At 49.4% G+C, this 15771-nt stretch carries 15 protein-coding genes; 5 read left to right on the plus strand and 10 right to left on the minus strand.

What is annotated here, in order from left to right:
• Window positions 1-134 precede the first annotated feature (134 nt).
• The 5 genes from pyrG (at window position 135) to ftsB (ending at window position 5001) form a co-directional block, all read left to right on the plus strand.
• Window positions 135-1772, plus strand: a complete 1638-nt coding sequence (gene pyrG, locus AC2UZI_RS05795) for a CTP synthase (RefSeq protein WP_486942862.1) — start codon at window positions 135-137, stop codon at window positions 1770-1772.
• A 123-nt stretch (window positions 1773-1895) separates the two neighbouring features.
• Window positions 1896-2750 (plus strand): 3-deoxy-8-phosphooctulonate synthase, encoded by an 855-nt coding sequence (gene kdsA, locus AC2UZI_RS05800; RefSeq protein WP_486942863.1) that lies wholly within the window; start codon window positions 1896-1898, stop codon window positions 2748-2750.
• A 10-nt stretch (window positions 2751-2760) separates the two neighbouring features.
• The gene (locus tag AC2UZI_RS05805) at window positions 2761-3045 is read left to right on the plus strand and encodes a DUF1330 domain-containing protein (RefSeq protein WP_486942864.1); all 285 of its coding nucleotides are present in this window, start codon (window positions 2761-2763) and stop codon (window positions 3043-3045) included.
• A gap of 321 nt (window positions 3046-3366) precedes the next feature.
• Window positions 3367-4650 carry a phosphopyruvate hydratase gene (eno, locus tag AC2UZI_RS05810; RefSeq protein ID WP_486942865.1) on the plus strand — a complete coding sequence of 428 codons (1284 nt, stop codon included), beginning with the start codon at window positions 3367-3369 and terminating at the stop codon, window positions 4648-4650.
• Window positions 4651-4701: 51 nt separating this feature from the next.
• Window positions 4702-5001, plus strand: coding sequence for a cell division protein FtsB (gene ftsB / locus AC2UZI_RS05815; RefSeq protein WP_486942866.1), 300 nt, complete (start codon window positions 4702-4704; stop codon window positions 4999-5001).
• A 60-nt stretch (window positions 5002-5061) separates the two neighbouring features.
• Here ftsB and AC2UZI_RS05820 read toward each other — a convergent pair whose 3' ends face one another.
• The 10 genes from AC2UZI_RS05820 to leuS all read right to left on the minus strand — a co-directional run bounded on the left by AC2UZI_RS05820 (window position 5062) and on the right by leuS (window position 15597).
• On the minus strand, window positions 5062-5850 hold the full coding sequence (locus AC2UZI_RS05820) for a TadE/TadG family type IV pilus assembly protein (RefSeq protein ID WP_486942867.1): 789 nt from the start codon (window positions 5848-5850) through the stop codon (window positions 5062-5064).
• A gap of 118 nt (window positions 5851-5968) precedes the next feature.
• Window positions 5969-6886 carry an Hsp33 family molecular chaperone HslO gene (gene hslO, locus AC2UZI_RS05825; RefSeq protein ID WP_486942868.1) on the minus strand — a complete coding sequence of 306 codons (918 nt, stop codon included), beginning with the start codon at window positions 6884-6886 and terminating at the stop codon, window positions 5969-5971.
• 108 nt (window positions 6887-6994) lie between these two features.
• Entirely contained in the window at window positions 6995-7531 is a 537-nt protein-coding gene (locus AC2UZI_RS05830; RefSeq protein ID WP_486942869.1) for an RDD family protein, read from the minus strand.
• A gap of 94 nt (window positions 7532-7625) precedes the next feature.
• Complete coding sequence (locus tag AC2UZI_RS05835) at window positions 7626-7766, minus strand: hypothetical protein (protein ID WP_486942870.1); 141 nt, start codon at window positions 7764-7766, stop codon at window positions 7626-7628.
• A 100-nt stretch (window positions 7767-7866) separates the two neighbouring features.
• The gene (locus tag AC2UZI_RS05840) at window positions 7867-9429 is read right to left on the minus strand and encodes a THUMP domain-containing class I SAM-dependent RNA methyltransferase (protein ID WP_486942871.1); all 1563 of its coding nucleotides are present in this window, start codon (window positions 9427-9429) and stop codon (window positions 7867-7869) included.
• Window positions 9430-9437: 8 nt separating this feature from the next.
• Window positions 9438-9854 carry a CopD family protein gene (locus tag AC2UZI_RS05845; protein WP_486942872.1) on the minus strand — a complete coding sequence of 139 codons (417 nt, stop codon included), beginning with the start codon at window positions 9852-9854 and terminating at the stop codon, window positions 9438-9440.
• A gap of 3 nt (window positions 9855-9857) precedes the next feature.
• Entirely contained in the window at window positions 9858-11096 is a 1239-nt protein-coding gene (locus AC2UZI_RS05850) for a glutamate-5-semialdehyde dehydrogenase (protein WP_486943725.1), read from the minus strand.
• 112 nt (window positions 11097-11208) lie between these two features.
• Entirely contained in the window at window positions 11209-12270 is a 1062-nt protein-coding gene (gene holA, locus AC2UZI_RS05855) for a DNA polymerase III subunit delta (protein ID WP_486942873.1), read from the minus strand.
• Window position 12271: 1 nt separating this feature from the next.
• Entirely contained in the window at window positions 12272-12931 is a 660-nt protein-coding gene (locus AC2UZI_RS05860; protein ID WP_486942874.1) for an LPS-assembly lipoprotein LptE, read from the minus strand.
• Window positions 12932-12939: 8 nt separating this feature from the next.
• Window positions 12940-15597 (minus strand): leucine--tRNA ligase, encoded by a 2658-nt coding sequence (leuS, locus tag AC2UZI_RS05865; RefSeq protein WP_486942875.1) that lies wholly within the window; start codon window positions 15595-15597, stop codon window positions 12940-12942.
• Window positions 15598-15771 lie beyond the last annotated feature (174 nt).

Consider the following 15771-nt stretch of genomic DNA (forward strand, 5'->3'; position numbering starts at 1 on the left):
AATACCTCGTACTGGTACTGCTTGTGTTGTAAAACAGGTGCATCGTTTGCACCCTATGCATAAGATTGCTACTGGCCGTTATATAATCCAAATTTCCAGCTCTAGCCCGATCTAATCGTCGGGCTTGTATCAAAATGACCACCAAATACGTATTTGTAACGGGAGGAGTCGTCTCCTCTCTGGGTAAGGGTATTGCTGCAGCGTCACTGGCTGCGCTACTTGAATCCCGCGGCCTACGCGTCACCATGCTCAAGCTTGATCCGTATATCAACGTCGATCCAGGCACCATGAGCCCCTTTCAACACGGCGAAGTGTTTGTCACCGAAGATGGTGCCGAAACTGACCTTGATCTTGGTCATTACGAGCGATTCATTTCGACTCGTATGCGCAAGGTGAATAACTTTACGACAGGTCAGATTTACGAATCCGTGCTGCGTAAAGAGCGTCGTGGTGATTATCTCGGTAAAACCGTACAGGTCATTCCCCATATTACGAATGAAATTCAAGACTCCATTATGCGCGGTGCTAAAGCGGCGTATAACGGTGAAGCCGATGTGGCGATTGTTGAAATCGGTGGTACGGTTGGCGATATCGAGTCCTTACCTTTTCTCGAATCCATTCGTCAAATGAGCCTACGCTTAGGACGTAATAACACCGCGTTAGTGCACTTGACCTTAGTGCCTTTTATTCCCTCTGCGGGCGAGCTTAAAACCAAACCCACCCAGCATTCTGTCCAGAAGCTGCGTGAGATCGGCTTATATCCTGATGCCTTGTTGTGTCGTGCTGATCGCGAAGTTCCTGCCGACGAGCGTGCAAAAATCTCGTTGTTTTCGAACGTGCAGTTGGATGCCGTAATTTCCGTGTGGGACGAGACCTCCATCTACAAAATACCAGCCATGTTGCATAAGCAGGGTTTGGATCAACTGGTTTGCGATGCACTGGCTTTATCTCCACCCCCAGCCGATTTGTCCATGTGGGATAGCTTGGTTGAAGCCCTAGAGAACCCAGAGCACGAGGTGTCCATTGGTATGGTCGGTAAGTATGTCGAGCTGACCGAGTCGTATAAGTCACTGAGTGAAGCGTTAATTCATGCGGGAATCCACACCCGTACGGCAGTAAAAATTCACTACATTGATTCGGAAGATATTGAGCATGACGGCACAGACTGCCTGAAAGGCTTAGATGCTATTCTTGTTCCTGGTGGTTTCGGAAAACGCGGTACCGAAGGCAAAATTATGGCCATTCGTTACGCTCGCGAGAATCAAGTGCCTTATTTAGGTATTTGTTTGGGTATGCAATTGGCCGTGGTCGAGTTCGCACGTAATGTCGCAGGCTTGGGGGGCGCAAATAGCACCGAGTTTGATCCTTCTGCAGCTCATCCCGTTGTGGCATTGATCTCTGAATGGCACGACCGTGAAGGCCAACTCGAGTCGCGTAGTGCTGCGGATGATTTAGGCGGCACCATGCGTAAAGGGGCACAAAGTTGTCCTGTGAAGCCGGATACCCGTGCAGCGTCTATCTACGGAGACACGGTCAACGAAAGACATCGTCACCGTTACGAAGTCAACAACGCTTATGTGCCGCGTTTGGAAGAGGCAGGCATGGTGATTAGTGCTCGCACACCAACGGAAAACTTGCCGGAAATCATGGAGCTGCCTGAGCATCCTTGGTTCATGGGTGTGCAGTTTCACCCCGAGTTCACTTCCACGCCACGTGATGGTCACCCTTTGTTTATCGGTTACATCAAGGCTGCTTTGGAGTTTCAGAAATAAGTTTAGGAAATCGTCGATAGGCGTCGAACTTAGGCCTTGATTGTGACGCTGACAATCAAGGCCTAATTTATAGTGATAGCCGGCGAGGTTTGGCAGCTACACTTACTTAAAAAGGATGCTCTTATGGAGTTATGCGGTTTTAATGTGGGTTTAGATCAGCCCTTTTTTCTGATCGCAGGTCCGTGCGTGATCGAATCGCGTCAAATGGCGTTCGACACGGCCGGTGCGCTTAAAGAGATAACTGAGCAGCTGGGAATTCCCTTTATTTATAAAAGCTCATTCGATAAAGCCAACCGTAGTTCGGGTAGCTCCTATCGAGGGCCTGGCATGTATGAAGGGCTTCAAATACTGGCTGATGTGCGTGCAGAACTAGGCGTACCAATCTTGACCGATGTGCACGAGAAAGAACAAATCGACGATGTGGCGGCGATTGTTGATGTACTGCAAACTCCCGCTTTTTTATGCAGACAAACCGATTTTATCCAAGCGTGTGCGGCCAGCCTAAAACCGGTCAATATTAAAAAAGGCCAGTTTTTAGCGCCTCACGATATGGTTCACGTGGTCTCAAAAGCTCGTGCGGCAGCCTTAGACGCAGGCGGTGATGGTTCCACCATCATGGTGTGTGAGCGCGGCGCATCGTTTGGTTACAATAATTTGGTTTCAGACATGCGATCTTTGGCCATCATGCGTGAAACTGAGTGTCCAGTGGTGTTCGATGCGACCCACTCTGTGCAATTGCCAGGAGGGCAAGGGACAAGCTCAGGTGGGCAAAGCGAGTTTGTTCCTGTCTTAGCGCGCGCGGCTGTGGCGGTGGGCATATCAGGTTTGTTCATGGAAACACACCCTGATCCCGCTAAAGCCATGTCGGATGGACCGAATGCAGTGCCACTGCAGCATATGCCCGCATTACTTCGCTCATTAAAAGAGCTGGATAATGTGGTGAAAAGTAATAACGTACTTAATTTGAATTGGAAATAACGGAGAATATATGGCCGCCTATTTAATCGCAAATGTTGCAGTGTCAAACCCAGAGCAATATAAGCAATATCAAGAACTCTCTACTCATGCACAAAAAACGCATGGTGTGCGTGTTTTAGCGCGCGGTGGTGAAACGCGTACGTTGGAAGGCAATGCACCCACTCGTACCGTTATTATGGAATTTGATACGCTTGAGGCAGCCGAAGCCTTTCATGCTTCCCCCGAGTACGTGGCTGCACGCCAGAAGCGTGAGGGTGCTGCTGAGATGACCATGTATGTGGTGCAAGGTTTATAAATCTGACGGACACCAGTAAATGATGTGTGCGGCTGTTAGTGCCTAAGTGTACTTTTGGTACTTTCACCGCATACTTTCTACTTAAAATCGCGGTTTTTCTCTTAAAAATGGTGAATTACCCGCTAATTTTCAAGAATGAGTCTTTTGCTGGTCGGCGGGTACCTTGTGTTTCCTCGCGCTTTTACTCACAATGTTTGTTGAGCGGGAAGTCTAAAGGTTACAATCTGGACTTGTCGTTGTAGCCGAAACAGGTGTTCATACCTTCGTTTCGGATCGTTTTCCACTAGCCTAATCGCTATCTAGAGCAGGACTGCCAAAATCATGAGTGCTATCGTAGACATTATCGGCCGTGAAATCTTAGATTCGCGCGGTAATCCAACTATTGAATGTGACGTTTTACTTGAATCCGGTGCCATGGGCCGTGCATCCGTACCTTCAGGTGCCTCGACGGGTGCAAGAGAAGCACTAGAGCTACGAGATGGTGACGCTGCTCGTTACCTAGGTAAAGGTGTACTTCGCGCTGTTGAGAACCTCAACACCGAAATTTCTGAAGCATTGATGGGCTTGGATGCACAAGAACAAACTTTTGTAGACCGTACGTTAATCGACTTAGACGGTACAGCCGATAAAAGTCGTTTGGGCGCGAACGCGATGTTGGCGGCCAGTATGGCTGTCGCGCGTGCAGCGGCCGATGACTCTGGCTTGTCACTATATCGTTACTTTGGTGGCAGTGGCGCAATGCAAATGCCTGTGCCGATGATGAACGTGATTAACGGTGGTGCTCACGCCAACAATACGCTTGATATTCAAGAATTCATGATTCTTCCTATCGGCGCAAAAAGTTTTCGCGAATCCTTGCGTATGGGCGCCGAGGTGTTTCATGCGCTAAAAAAATTAATTGATAAGCAAGGCATGTCTACCGCCGTTGGTGATGAGGGTGGTTTTGCACCTAACGTCGCTAACCACGAAGCGGCTATTCAGTTAATTCTGCAAGCCATTGGTGAAGCAGGTTACGAGGCAGGCTCTCAAATTGCGTTAGGCCTGGATTGCGCTAGCTCTGAGTTTTACCGTGACGGAAAGTACCATTTAGCAGGCGAGGGTGTTTCCCTGTCAGCCCAAGACCTGACCAATCTACTTGAAAGCTGGTGTGATAAATACCCCATCATTTCGATTGAAGACGGTATGGCTGAAGATGATTGGGAAGGCTGGAAAATCCTGACCGATCAATTGGGTAAAAAAGTTCAGCTGGTGGGTGATGACTTGTTCGTGACCAACACTGAAATTCTTAAGCAAGGTATTGATCAGGGTATTGCTAACTCTATCCTAATCAAAATCAATCAAATCGGTACCTTAACTGAAACTTTCGCCGCGATTGAAATGGCGAAGCGTTATGGTTATACCTCTGTTATTTCGCACCGTTCAGGCGAAACCGAAGACTCCACCATTGCCGACATCGCAGTGGCCACGAATGCAATGCAAATCAAAACAGGCTCCTTGTCCCGTTCAGATCGCATGGCGAAGTACAATCAATTGTTACGTATTGAAGAAGAATTAGCTGAAGTTGCCACCTACCCAGGCCGCGATGCGTTCTATAATCTGCGCTAAGTATTGATTCCTAGGCGACCTTACTTAGGTCGCCTTTTTTTGCCAGAGACTATGCGCCTGCTTTTACTGCTATTAATCGTTCTGAACCTCGTAACCCAATACGCGTTGTGGTTTGGTAAAAGTGGTTGGGAACGCGTGCGTGAACTGCAAGTGCGGCTTGATAGCCAACAAGAAACGAATGAGGCCTTACAGGCGCGTAATAATGCATTACTTGCCGAAGTACAAGATTTAAAATCAGGCACTCAGGCCATTGAAGAGCGAGCGCGTTCTGAATTAGGCATGTTTCAAGAAGACGAAATCTTCGTTCAAATCCTTCCTGCTGATAACAGCAATACAACGCCACGCCCATAGCAATTTTCTATACGCTATAAATTACTGCCTGCTTTTTGCGACGACCCTTACTGCGTGTTCTTAATACGTGCTTAGCATCGTCTCATCCTCAGACGAGTTAGCTCGCTGTATGGCCTCATTGGGCTTTATTGGCCACTGAACAGGGTGGCTTTGTGCTGCCACCGATAGCGTCACTTTCAAAGGGATTAGGCCCTTAGCTAAGGCTTGATGTGTATAGCTCTCGGCGATGTTAAGTTTAGATGCCGCAGCGATAACACTACGTAGAAGCAAGAAGCTAGGTTCATAAAGATAAACGCCTTGCAAAGTAATGGTGTTGGCATCAAGAATGCTGTGTTGTTCAGCCGGACTTGGCTGGGCGCTAAACGAGAAAGGGCGATCCATTTTTAGCAAACCTTTATGATGCTCATACTGATAGTGTTGGTTAATCGTCGGATGCGATGTACCAACTTCACGTTGTGCGCGGCGGTCTGCATACCGAGTAAAGCTTTGGGCGTTGGGTGATAGAATAGAAACTTTCCAAGGATGTAGTTGATAGCGTGCGGTAAAGCGATCGTATCGTTGCTGTTGGGCCAGCTCTTTGGGGTTATTTGTGCTATTTACTGTCCACACCAGCATGGCTTCATTTACTTTTTTTTGTATTTGGGCTGGGTCCACATGGTGGGTGGCCGCGGCTCGAGCGCCTTCTAACAAGGCATTTTGATAAAGCTGTCGTAGTGTTTGAGCCCGGATGAGGTCGTAAGCACTTAAGGCGATGAATAGAATCACGATGCCCGCGATCATAAATTCGGTGCTGCTAGCCCCTTGTTGACTGCAGGAGCTGGGAGGATGAATTACGTTTTTTTTCTTCATGGGTGCATGGCTTTTCTTGATAACAAAAATGGATGCCGAAGCATCCATTTTGTAGTGTTTTAAGACGGGTTGTTCTTAAAAAAGCCAAACTCATCCACTGTGCTAACTACGTTTTACGTTAGTGCAGGGTATTGCCGCCATCTTGCAAGTTATCAGGGTTTTCAAGAAATAAGCTGGCGCAGTCCACCGCATCGAACTCATAAGGTTTGCCACAAAAATTACACGAAACGCTGATGACTTCGCGTTCGGACAAAATGCTGTCGATTTCTTCACGTCCTAACATGTTCAGCATTTTTGCTACACGCTCACGTGTGCAGGGGCAGTGCCATTGCACGGGTTCGCCCGCTAAAGCGATCAGCTCTTCTTCCCAAAATAGGCGGTGAATCAGGGTGTCAGGTGATACCGAAAGTAGTTCCTCGGGTTGTATGGTGGCGGCTAGCTGTTTGGCGCGTTCCCACGTTTCGTCTGTGTCGACCTGAGGTTGTTCTCCGCCACTGCCGGGTAGTTTCTGTAAGAGTAAACCGACGGCTTTGTCATTACGCGCTTGCAACCAGATTTTCGTATCAAGTTGCTCTGAGCTGCGCATGTAGTCTTCCAGTACGTCAGCGACGGTGTCGCCTTCCAACGGCACCACACCTTGGTAAGGTTGTAGTGTGGAGTCGGTTGAGTTGGGGTCCAGAACGACAATAAAACGTCCTTTACCGTTGGCATTCAGTAATTGTTGAAAGTCTTCGTTTGCGTCCACACTTTGTCCCTCACGAAGAGTGACAGTGGCTCGAATATTCAGTTCGGATGAGCACTCAACAACAAGCAATGCGATCGGTCCGTCTCCTTGAATTTGAAGCACCAGTGAGCCGTCGAATTTTAAGTTTCCTGCTAGTAATACCGCTGCTGCGGCGAGTTCGCCCAACAGGTTTTGCACATTTTCCGGATAGGTTTGGTGTGCCAAACCTGTGCGCCAAGCTTGCTCTAGCGACACCGTTTGGGCGCGAGTGCTGTGATCAGCAAACAGGTATTTTTTTAATTGATCGGTCATGTAAGGGCCTAAACGTACAAATAGCGATAAAAAGAATATCTAATAAATGGGGACGAATGGGCTGTTTGCAATAGCTGCTAGCCGTTGGGTAGGGGCAGCAGTCGCCGCCTATGCCTTAGCCGTGGTGGCGCGAGCTTGAAGATCTACAAGGCGTGTGCCAGCGAGACGATCGTGCATGAACAAACCGTCTTTGTCGAACCAAGACCAGATGAAAATACTAAAGGGGGCCACGACCACGAGTAAGTCAGTCGAGGCATAACCGCTGCGTATGGATAAATATTGAACGATTAACGCGCTTGCTAATGGAAGAGGCCATAGCAATAAGTAGCGCAGTAGCAGCCTGAAATAATGGGGTTTAGTACCATCAAGGGCTTCAATGCGCATGTACCAGGTCTTCATGGGCAGCGTTTGGCCTGTACGGCGCCAGCACAACATGAAATAAAGACCGATGGCAAGAAAGAGAACAAACTGCCGTGTATGCCTCATATAGAGTGCATGATAGCTTTTCGTAGCGACGTCGAAAATGAGGGCGGTGAGTACTACAACACCAAACAGCAAAACACTTTCGTACATCATCGAGGCAAAACGGCGACGACGGCTGGGTGAGGAAAAATCAGAAGTAACGTTTACGGCAGATGAGGACATCTTAATTTGCAGGAAATGATCAAGAACGCTTTATTATCCCGCAAAATGGCTCAATCAGTGTACCTACCTGAAAGAATCCACCCGATAATCGGTTTTAAACTTTACGAGACATGCGCAAGAAAAGGTTTTTTAGCGCACGTACTGGACGTAGACGATTTTGCTCTTCAATTGCGTGTTGAATGAGTTTACGCTCGATTTCGTCAGTTAAATAAGTTTGAGTGTTAGGGTTCCACATAGCGTCACCAAATAGTTAGTTGAGGGTTAACCCTATTATAGGGTTAACCCTCTGTTTTATCAAGTGAAACGCATTGAAAAACTGTGGTTAAACGTGCACGTTATGTTTTGCGATAACCGGCTTTGACCATTTCAAAGGAAAACAATCGGCAGTCTAAGGCACCGTTGTAGAGTGGGGTGCGGCGTTTGGGTTTTAAACGCATGTAGCTGGGTAAGTCGAGGTCGCTGGTAATCAGGTTGACGTTCCAACCCGCGTAGTTCTGCTTTAAATGGGCAGACCAGTCTCGCCAGAAGGCATCGTCTGTACCCGCCAAACGCTCTCCGTAAGGTGGGTTGCTGACGATCCAGCCTGTTTCTGCCACGGGCATGACATCAACAGCGTTGGCGACTTCAAAGCGAACGGTGCTTTCACTAAGATGCGAACGATCAAGGTTTGCTTTAGCGGCTTGAATGGCAGCAGGGTCAAGATCGTAGCCCACCAGTGGAACCTCAAGCTCTGTAGCAATGCGTGAACGAGCATCGGCTTTAATGTCTTTCCAGATGCGATCGTCGTGATTTCGTAAGCGCTCAAAGTGAAAAGGGCGCCAGATCCCTGGAGGGGCGCCTAGCGCGATCCATGCTGCTTCGATCAAAATCGTACCGCTACCACAGAAGGGGTCCATTAGCGCTTGATTGGGATCCCAGTCTGAAAGGGCGAGAATACCGGCCGCTAAGTTCTCTCTGAGGGGCGCCTCCCCTTTGTTGTGACGCCAACCGCGTTTAAACAATGACTCGCCACTGGTGTCTAAATAGAGTGTTGCAGATTGCTCGTCAAGAAACAGATGGACTCTGGCGTCAGGCCTGACGGTATCGATGCTAGGACGCTCACCCTCACGGTCTCGTAGACGATCACAAATACCATCTTTGGCACGTAAGTTGCAGAACTGGAGGCTTTGCATCGGACTACGTATGGCCGAGGTGTCTACCCTTAGGGTTTGTTCCGCGCCGAACCATCGCTCCCAAGGCGTTTGGTAGGCTAACTCAAAAATATCGTCCTCGTGATGAACGGGGGCGTGGGCTACTTGTACAAGAATACGAGTGGCAATTCTTGAGTAAAGGTTGATGCGTAACACACCAGACCAATCGGCTTGAAAGTGACAACCCCCACGTCCGATTTTTACGTTCTCATAACCTAATGCTTGCAGCTCTGCACTGAGCACTTCCTCTAAACCTTGCGGGCACGGAGCAAATATTTTGAATATTTCGCTTAAACGAGCATTGCTATGTGTGCTTTCTTTTTTTGGGTATTGGCGGTCGGGGTTGTCAAAACGAGCTCCTCGACGTTCTCGCTGCGCGCGTGCAGGACGCGGGGTGTCTTGCGTGTCGTGGTTTGCATTGGGTCGACTGCGTGAGCGTGAAGCGTGCGAAGAGGACGATTCCTGTTGCTTGTTGCCTCTGGGGTGACGGGCAGCCGGTTCACTTGAGGAGCGTTTCGAAGCGGTTTTCCCTGCACGAGGCGTACGCTTATCGTCTTCGCTGGCTTCTGGCTGTTGTTGAAGCCGCTGCATAGTCATCGCGGCTCTGGCGCGTGCGCCGCTTCGTAGGCGTGGCTCGCCGGGCTTATCGGTGTTAGCCGTAGTGCGTTTGCTAATCGATAAGGTTTTGCGTTTATCTTGTTCTGACATAAGGAAGGCTAAAAAGGTTTTAAAACGACGAGAATCAAGACCAGCAAAAGTAACAGTACTGGAACTTCATTGAACCAGCGATAGTAAATATGGTCGCGCTTATTGCGATTCTGCTTAAATTGTTCGAGTATGCGTCCGCACCACCAGTGGTACAGAATAAGTACAAATACGAGCGAAAGTTTGGCGTGAATCCAAGCTTGGTTTTGGCCAATACCATAATAGAGAAATAGCGCTGCTCCACTTACTACACTGAGTACAGCGAGTGGAAACATAAAGCGATAAAGTCGCTGCGCCATACCGAGCAATACCGTGTGTGTTTCAGTGGTATGAGATTGCGCTAAATTGACATAGATGCGGGGCAAATAAAACAGCCCCGCAAACCATGAGGTAACGAATAATAGGTGAAAGACCTTAGTCCAAAGCATGCTTTAGCCTCGAAGTTGTCCGTCACCGGTTAATACCCATTTATAGGTCGTTAATCCATCAAGCCCTACGGGCCCTCGGGCATGCAGGCGGTTTGTAGAGATACCGATTTCAGCGCCTAAGCCATACTCAAAACCGTCAGCAAAACAGGTGGGCAAATTCACATAGACCGAGCTTGAGTCGACCTCGCGCTGAAAGCGTCTGGCTGCACTGAGGTTCTCGGTAACGATGGACTCGGTGTGCTCTGAGCTGTATTGGCTAATGTGTTCAATAGCTTGATCAATATTGTCTACGATACGAATAGCCAGAATGGGGGCTAAAAACTCTGTTTCCCAATCGCTTTCGGTTGCAGGCGTAGACTTGCTGATAAGCGTAGCGCTACGCTCGCAAACTCGGAGCTCTACCCCTTTGTCAATAAGGGCTTGCGCAAGCTCTGGCAATACCGAAGGAGCAATGTCAGTATGTACCAATAGCGTTTCCATGGTCCCGCAAATACCATAACGGTAGGTTTTTGCATTAATGGCAATGCGATGCGCTTTTTCCACATCGGCCGCAGCATCAATATAGAGGTGGCAGTTGCCATCCAAGTGCTTAATAAGCGGAACGGTAGCCTCTGCGCTAAGCCGTTCGATTAACCCCTTACCGCCGCGAGGAACAATGACATCGACATAATCGGTCATGGTTACTAAGTGGCCAACTGCGGCGCGGTCAGTGGTGTCAATGACCTGCACAGCTGTTTTTGGTAGGCCTGCCGCTTGTAGCCCTGCGCTGATGATCTTTCCTAATGCCAGATTTGAATGAAAGGCTTCACTGCCGCCACGTAGCAATGTGGCATTGCCCGATTTTAAACATAAGGCGGCGGCGTCAATGGTGACGTTAGGTCTAGATTCGTAAATAATGCCGATTACGCCTAAAGGGACTCGCATTTGAGCAATTTGCATACCATTTGGGCGCAATGTGCTGGGGCCAAGCGTTCCGACGGGATCGGGCATCTCAGCAATTTGCCGCAGTCCTGTGGCCATGAGCTCAAGGGCGCGATCCGATAAGGTAAGACGGTCAAGTAATGCGGCTTCTATGCCGCGCTCGCGGGCGGCGACCAAATCTTTAGCATTTTCCTCTTGAAGTGAGGTTTTTTGCTCAATAAGTAGGTCGGCCATGGCATGCAGCGCCAACGCTTTTTCACGCCCTGAGGCATTGCGCATCAAACGGGCAGCAGAGCGAGCCTTTTGGCCTGTTTGAACCATATACTCAGCCAGACTGAGCTTGCTTTCATCAGCAGTAGTAGAGGCTTCAGACATAATAATGACAATAATAAAGTAGAGTTATCCATACTACTATAAAGCATATGGATGGGTATCAGGAACGAGGGCGTGTGCGGCCAGCTAGCGCGACGCGTAGAATTAACCTTGCGGTTTCTTCCCATGCATCGTTAAGGCGATTTTTTGGCCGTAATCCTTTGATAATACGATCGATATCTTGAGCATGCTGTAATGCTGGGGGCCAATTTTTAGCAGGCACACGTTGTAGAGTCTGGCGCAGTAGTTGTTCGCGTTTACCAAATACGCGATGTTTACGCAGTTCTGCCCCGAGGTCTTGACCCGAGCTTTGTGTTTGAGCAAGGCGAGCTAATAAGCGTACTTCATCGCCCACCGCCCAGAGCACTAAGGGTAGGGCTTCGCCTTCTCCTTCTAAGCCTCGCAGAATGGTCAATGCGCGCTTAGCATTCCCTTCCAGCATTGCGTCGCGTAGGTCAAAGACATTGTAGCGTGCTACATCTAATACAGCGCGTTGAACGTCTTCAAGACTTAATTCGCCTTTGGGATAAAGCAGCGCGAGTTTGGCCACCTCTTGGTAGGCCGCAAGTAAGTTACCCTCGACTTTCTCACACAGCCACTCAAGCGTTTCACGGCCTGCTTGCTGCTGTTGTTTCAGTAGGCGAGCGTTTAGCCAGTTTGCTAAAGCGCCGCGTTCGATGGTTGGAACGTCTACCCATACAGCGACACGCTCAATGGCTTGAGCCCACTTGCTATTGCGCGTGGCGCGATCAAGGCGTGGTAGCTGAAGGATAAACAGCGAGTCGGGGGCCTCGTTATTTTCAATCAGTTTGGCGATGCGAAGTAGGGCGTCACCACCGGCTTTGCCCGGTTTTCCAGCGGGTAGAGACACTTCAATGGTGTGTTTATCACCAAAGAGTGACACACTTTGCGTGGCATGAAACACGGGAGCCCAATCCGAGCGACCATCGAAATGAAAAGAATGCCGCTCTGTGTGGTTGTGCTCTCGAGCGGCGCGACGTATGGCATCAACGCTTTCAGTTTGCAGTAATATTTCGTCGCCACACACCACAAAGCACTGAGCAAGGTGATCGCTGCTACGTAGTTGTTGAATTAATCCGTCGGCATCCACTGTACACGACATATTACTGGGTACGGTTTAGAGAGGGGTTAACGGCATCAAAAGGAAACGGAAGGGTCTCTGGGCGCTCTTCCAGGTCGTTGTAAAGCTCAAACTCGGTACTAGGAATGGACGTTGGCGAGTTGAAGTTCTCTTCGACATCCGGTGAGCTTAATCGGCGTACGAGACGATCGATTAGAGATTGCTCCATGGCTAAAAATAAGGTGGCCATTTCGCCCTGCTTAGCTTGTACGGCACTCGGGTCGTGCGGAACTTCCCGTACGGTTTGAAGCAACGTCGGAGGAAGCAATATATTGCCTGCGGCATCCAGTAATTGAAAACGTATGGCAACAGTCAGTTCGTACTCTTCAACATGGCCTTGGGGGTCAATGGAAAGTTCACGAGTCAAACGTTGATTGCTGAGCTGAATAAGCTGAGCCTCTGGGTTTTGATCACGTTCAACGAATCGTAAACTGGGTGAGCTGGCAATCAGTACACGACGCAGTTGAGCTCCGAATAAGGAGTTATCTGAGAAGTTAGTGTAGAGGGTGTCGAAGGGAAGTGGCTGCGGTCCTTTAAGACGAAAACCACAAGCACTTAGCATAATAATTAAGCAGAGCGCAGACCCCATCCATAGCCAGCGCAGCTGGGTGAATGAGCGTAGCCATGAACGGGGAGCGTGCATAATAAGTACTATCCTACAACGTTAACTAAACGACCAGGAACCACAATAATACGCTTGGGTTCGCGACCTTCAAGAAATTTAAGTACGGCGCTATGCGAGGTGGCCTGCTTTTCAATGTCCGCTTTTTCGGCATCATAGGCCACGCTAATTGTGCCTCGAAGCTTACCATTAACCTGCAGACTTAATTCGATTTCATCAGCGATGAGAGCAGCATCATCAACGATGGGCCATGCGGTATCCAGCAGGTCGCCGTATTGTTCAGCATAACCGAGCTCGTTCCATAGTTGCCAGCACAGGTGCGGTACGACGGGATAGAGGACACGAATTAAAATAGACGTTGTTTCGGCCAGTGCCGCGTTGTCGGCAGGGGTGGCTTCTAGCTTGGCGCTCTCTAGTGTATTCAGCATTTTCATACAACCAGAAACGACGGTATTGTATTGAATACGTTGATAGTCGTAGTCGGCTTGTTTTAGAAGGCCATGCACTTCAAGGCGCAAAGACTTTGCTGCACTACTTAAGGTAGCGGCATCTATGGGGGTAGCTAAACCGGCTTTAATGGTAGCTTGTTGCCCGCGGCTAAAGTTCCACAGCCTACGTAGGAAACGATTGGCACCATCGACTCCCGAATCAGCCCATTCTAGAGTTTGCTCGGGCGGACTGGCGAACATCACAAAGAGGCGAGCGGTGTCGGCACCCATTGAGTCAATCAGCTCTTGGGGGTCTACGCCATTGTTTTTGGATTTAGACATGGTGCCAATGCCGTCATAGCTAATGTCAGACCCGTCTGCTTTCAATTTGGCACCGACGATGTTGCCTTTGCTGTCGAATACGTTTTCGACTTCGTCTGGCCAGAAGTATTCGATACCGCCGTTTGCGGTACGACGCGAATAAATGTGATTGAGCACCATGCCCTGGCACAGCAAGCGTGTAAAGGGCTCGTCAAAATTAAGCAAGTCCATGTCTCGCATAACTTTGGTCCAGAAACGGGCGTACAGCAGGTGCATAACGGCGTGTTCGATACCACCGATGTACTGGTCCATTGGCATCCAGTAATCGTTTCGGGCGTCGACCATGGCTTGGTCATTGCCTGCTGAGGCATAGCGCATGAAGTACCAAGATGAATCTACGAAGGTATCCATGGTGTCGGTTTCGCGCTTAGCGTCGTTGCCGCACGACGGGCATTTGCAGTTCAAGAAGTCCGCGTCTTTGTTCAAGGGGTTGCCACTGCCATCGGGGATGAGATGTTCAGGAAGCACTACCGGAAGATCGGATTCAGGCACGGGCACAGGGCCACAGTCATCGCAGTGAATGATGGGAATAGGTGTGCCCCAATAGCGTTGGCGCGAGATGCCCCAGTCACGTAAACGGTAGGTGATTTTCTTTTCGCCTAGGCCTTTACGTGTTAAGTCGTCAGCGATGGCATCGACGGCTTCGGAAACGCGTAGATTATCGTATTTGCCTGAGTTGATGGTACGACCAATTTGCTTGTCGCCATACCAATCGGACCACTCGGTTAAGGAGTAGTCTCGACCTTCTACCCCGATAACCTGTTTAATGGGCAGTGAGTATTTTAAGGCGAATTCGAAATCACGCTCGTCGTGTGCGGGTACGCCCATGACGGCGCCGTCGCCGTAAGTCATAAGGACATAGTTACCCACCCAGACGGGGATTTCCTCGCCACTTAATGGGTGCGTAACGGTCAGACCTGTAGGCATACCTTCTTTTTCACGATGGGCTAGATCGGCCTCTGAGGTGCCGCCTAACTTGCAGTGATTAATAAAGGTTTGCAGTTCGGGGTTTGATCTGGCTGCATGAGTGGCCAAGGGGTGCTCGGGAGCCACTGCGCAAAAGCTAACCCCCATGATGGTGTCGGCACGTGTTGTAAACACATACATGTGACCATCTTGTATAAGCTGGTTTTGATCGTCGCGAATGTCATGAGTGAAAGCAAAACGCACCCCTTCACTTTTGCCAATCCAGTTCTCTTGCATCAGGCGTACGCGTTCAGGCCATCCGGGTAGCTTGTGCTTGACGTGATCAAGCAACTCTTCAGCATAATCGGTGATACGTAAGTAGTAGCCTGGGATTTCGCGTTTTTCAACCTCAGCGCCTGAACGCCATCCGCGACCATCAATCACTTGCTCGTTAGCCAGTACGGTTTGATCGACGGGATCCCAATTGACGACCTGTGTTTTACGATAAGCCACGCCTTTCTCAAGCATTTTCAAGAAAATCCATTGATTCCACTTGTAATACTCGGGGTCGCACGCACACATTTCACGGGACCAGTCTATGGCTAAGCCCATCGCCTGCATTTGCTTTTTCATGTAGGCAATATTGTCGTACGTCCACTTAGCAGGAGGTACGTTGGATTTCATGGCTGCGTTTTCAGCCGGCATGCCGAAGGCGTCCCAGCCCATTGGCATCAATACGTTGTAGCCACGCATTCGAAGCTGGCGGGCCATCATGTCGTTGATGGTGTAATTGCGCACGTGCCCCATATGTAGCTTACCGCTTGGGTAAGGCAGCATGGAGCAAGCATAAAACTTGGGTTTGGGCGAGCCGTCGGCTTGGGTAGCGTCTTCGCTTACGCGATAGACATCACGCTCTTGCCAGTTTTGTTGCGCATTTTGCTCTACTTCGGTGTGACTATAACGTTCCTGCATGAGATTAGTGACCAAAAAAAGTGAAGGCGAATCGGCACATTATAGGCTGCAATAGCCAGTCTTGAGTGCCTGATATGGACGTAATGTGTGTCGTGCTGTAGGGCACGAGTGCTTTTAGCTTGGCAAAAAAAAGCCCTGCATTAGAAGCAGGGCTTTGGTGCCGTAGGCAGCTCG

The organism is Paenalcaligenes sp. DL 463, from assembly GCF_057475185.1.

Excerpts from the sequence above, each read along its gene's own strand:
- hslO (WP_486942868.1), bottom strand. The coding sequence starts at position 6,886 with ATGACCGATCAATTAAAAAAATACCTGTTTGCTGATCACAGCACTCGC.
- kdsA (WP_486942863.1), top strand. The coding sequence starts at position 1,896 with ATGGAGTTATGCGGTTTTAATGTGGGTTTAGATCAGCCCTTTTTTCTG.
- AC2UZI_RS05840 (WP_486942871.1), bottom strand. The coding sequence starts at position 9,429 with ATGTCAGAACAAGATAAACGCAAAACCTTATCGATTAGCAAACGCACT.
- AC2UZI_RS05835 (WP_486942870.1), bottom strand. The coding sequence starts at position 7,766 with ATGTGGAACCCTAACACTCAAACTTATTTAACTGACGAAATCGAGCGT.
- pyrG (WP_486942862.1), top strand. The coding sequence starts at position 135 with ATGACCACCAAATACGTATTTGTAACGGGAGGAGTCGTCTCCTCTCTG.
- eno (WP_486942865.1), top strand. The coding sequence starts at position 3,367 with ATGAGTGCTATCGTAGACATTATCGGCCGTGAAATCTTAGATTCGCGC.
- AC2UZI_RS05805 (WP_486942864.1), top strand. The coding sequence starts at position 2,761 with ATGGCCGCCTATTTAATCGCAAATGTTGCAGTGTCAAACCCAGAGCAA.
- AC2UZI_RS05820 (WP_486942867.1), bottom strand. The coding sequence starts at position 5,850 with ATGAAGAAAAAAAACGTAATTCATCCTCCCAGCTCCTGCAGTCAACAA.
- AC2UZI_RS05860 (WP_486942874.1), bottom strand. The coding sequence starts at position 12,931 with ATGCACGCTCCCCGTTCATGGCTACGCTCATTCACCCAGCTGCGCTGG.
- AC2UZI_RS05850 (WP_486943725.1), bottom strand. The coding sequence starts at position 11,096 with ATGGTTCAAACAGGCCAAAAGGCTCGCTCTGCTGCCCGTTTGATGCGC.
- AC2UZI_RS05845 (WP_486942872.1), bottom strand. The coding sequence starts at position 9,854 with ATGCTTTGGACTAAGGTCTTTCACCTATTATTCGTTACCTCATGGTTT.
- AC2UZI_RS05830 (WP_486942869.1), bottom strand. The coding sequence starts at position 7,531 with ATGTCCTCATCTGCCGTAAACGTTACTTCTGATTTTTCCTCACCCAGC.
- holA (WP_486942873.1), bottom strand. The coding sequence starts at position 12,270 with ATGTCGTGTACAGTGGATGCCGACGGATTAATTCAACAACTACGTAGC.
- ftsB (WP_486942866.1), top strand. The coding sequence starts at position 4,702 with ATGCGCCTGCTTTTACTGCTATTAATCGTTCTGAACCTCGTAACCCAA.
- leuS (WP_486942875.1), bottom strand. The coding sequence starts at position 15,597 with ATGCAGGAACGTTATAGTCACACCGAAGTAGAGCAAAATGCGCAACAA.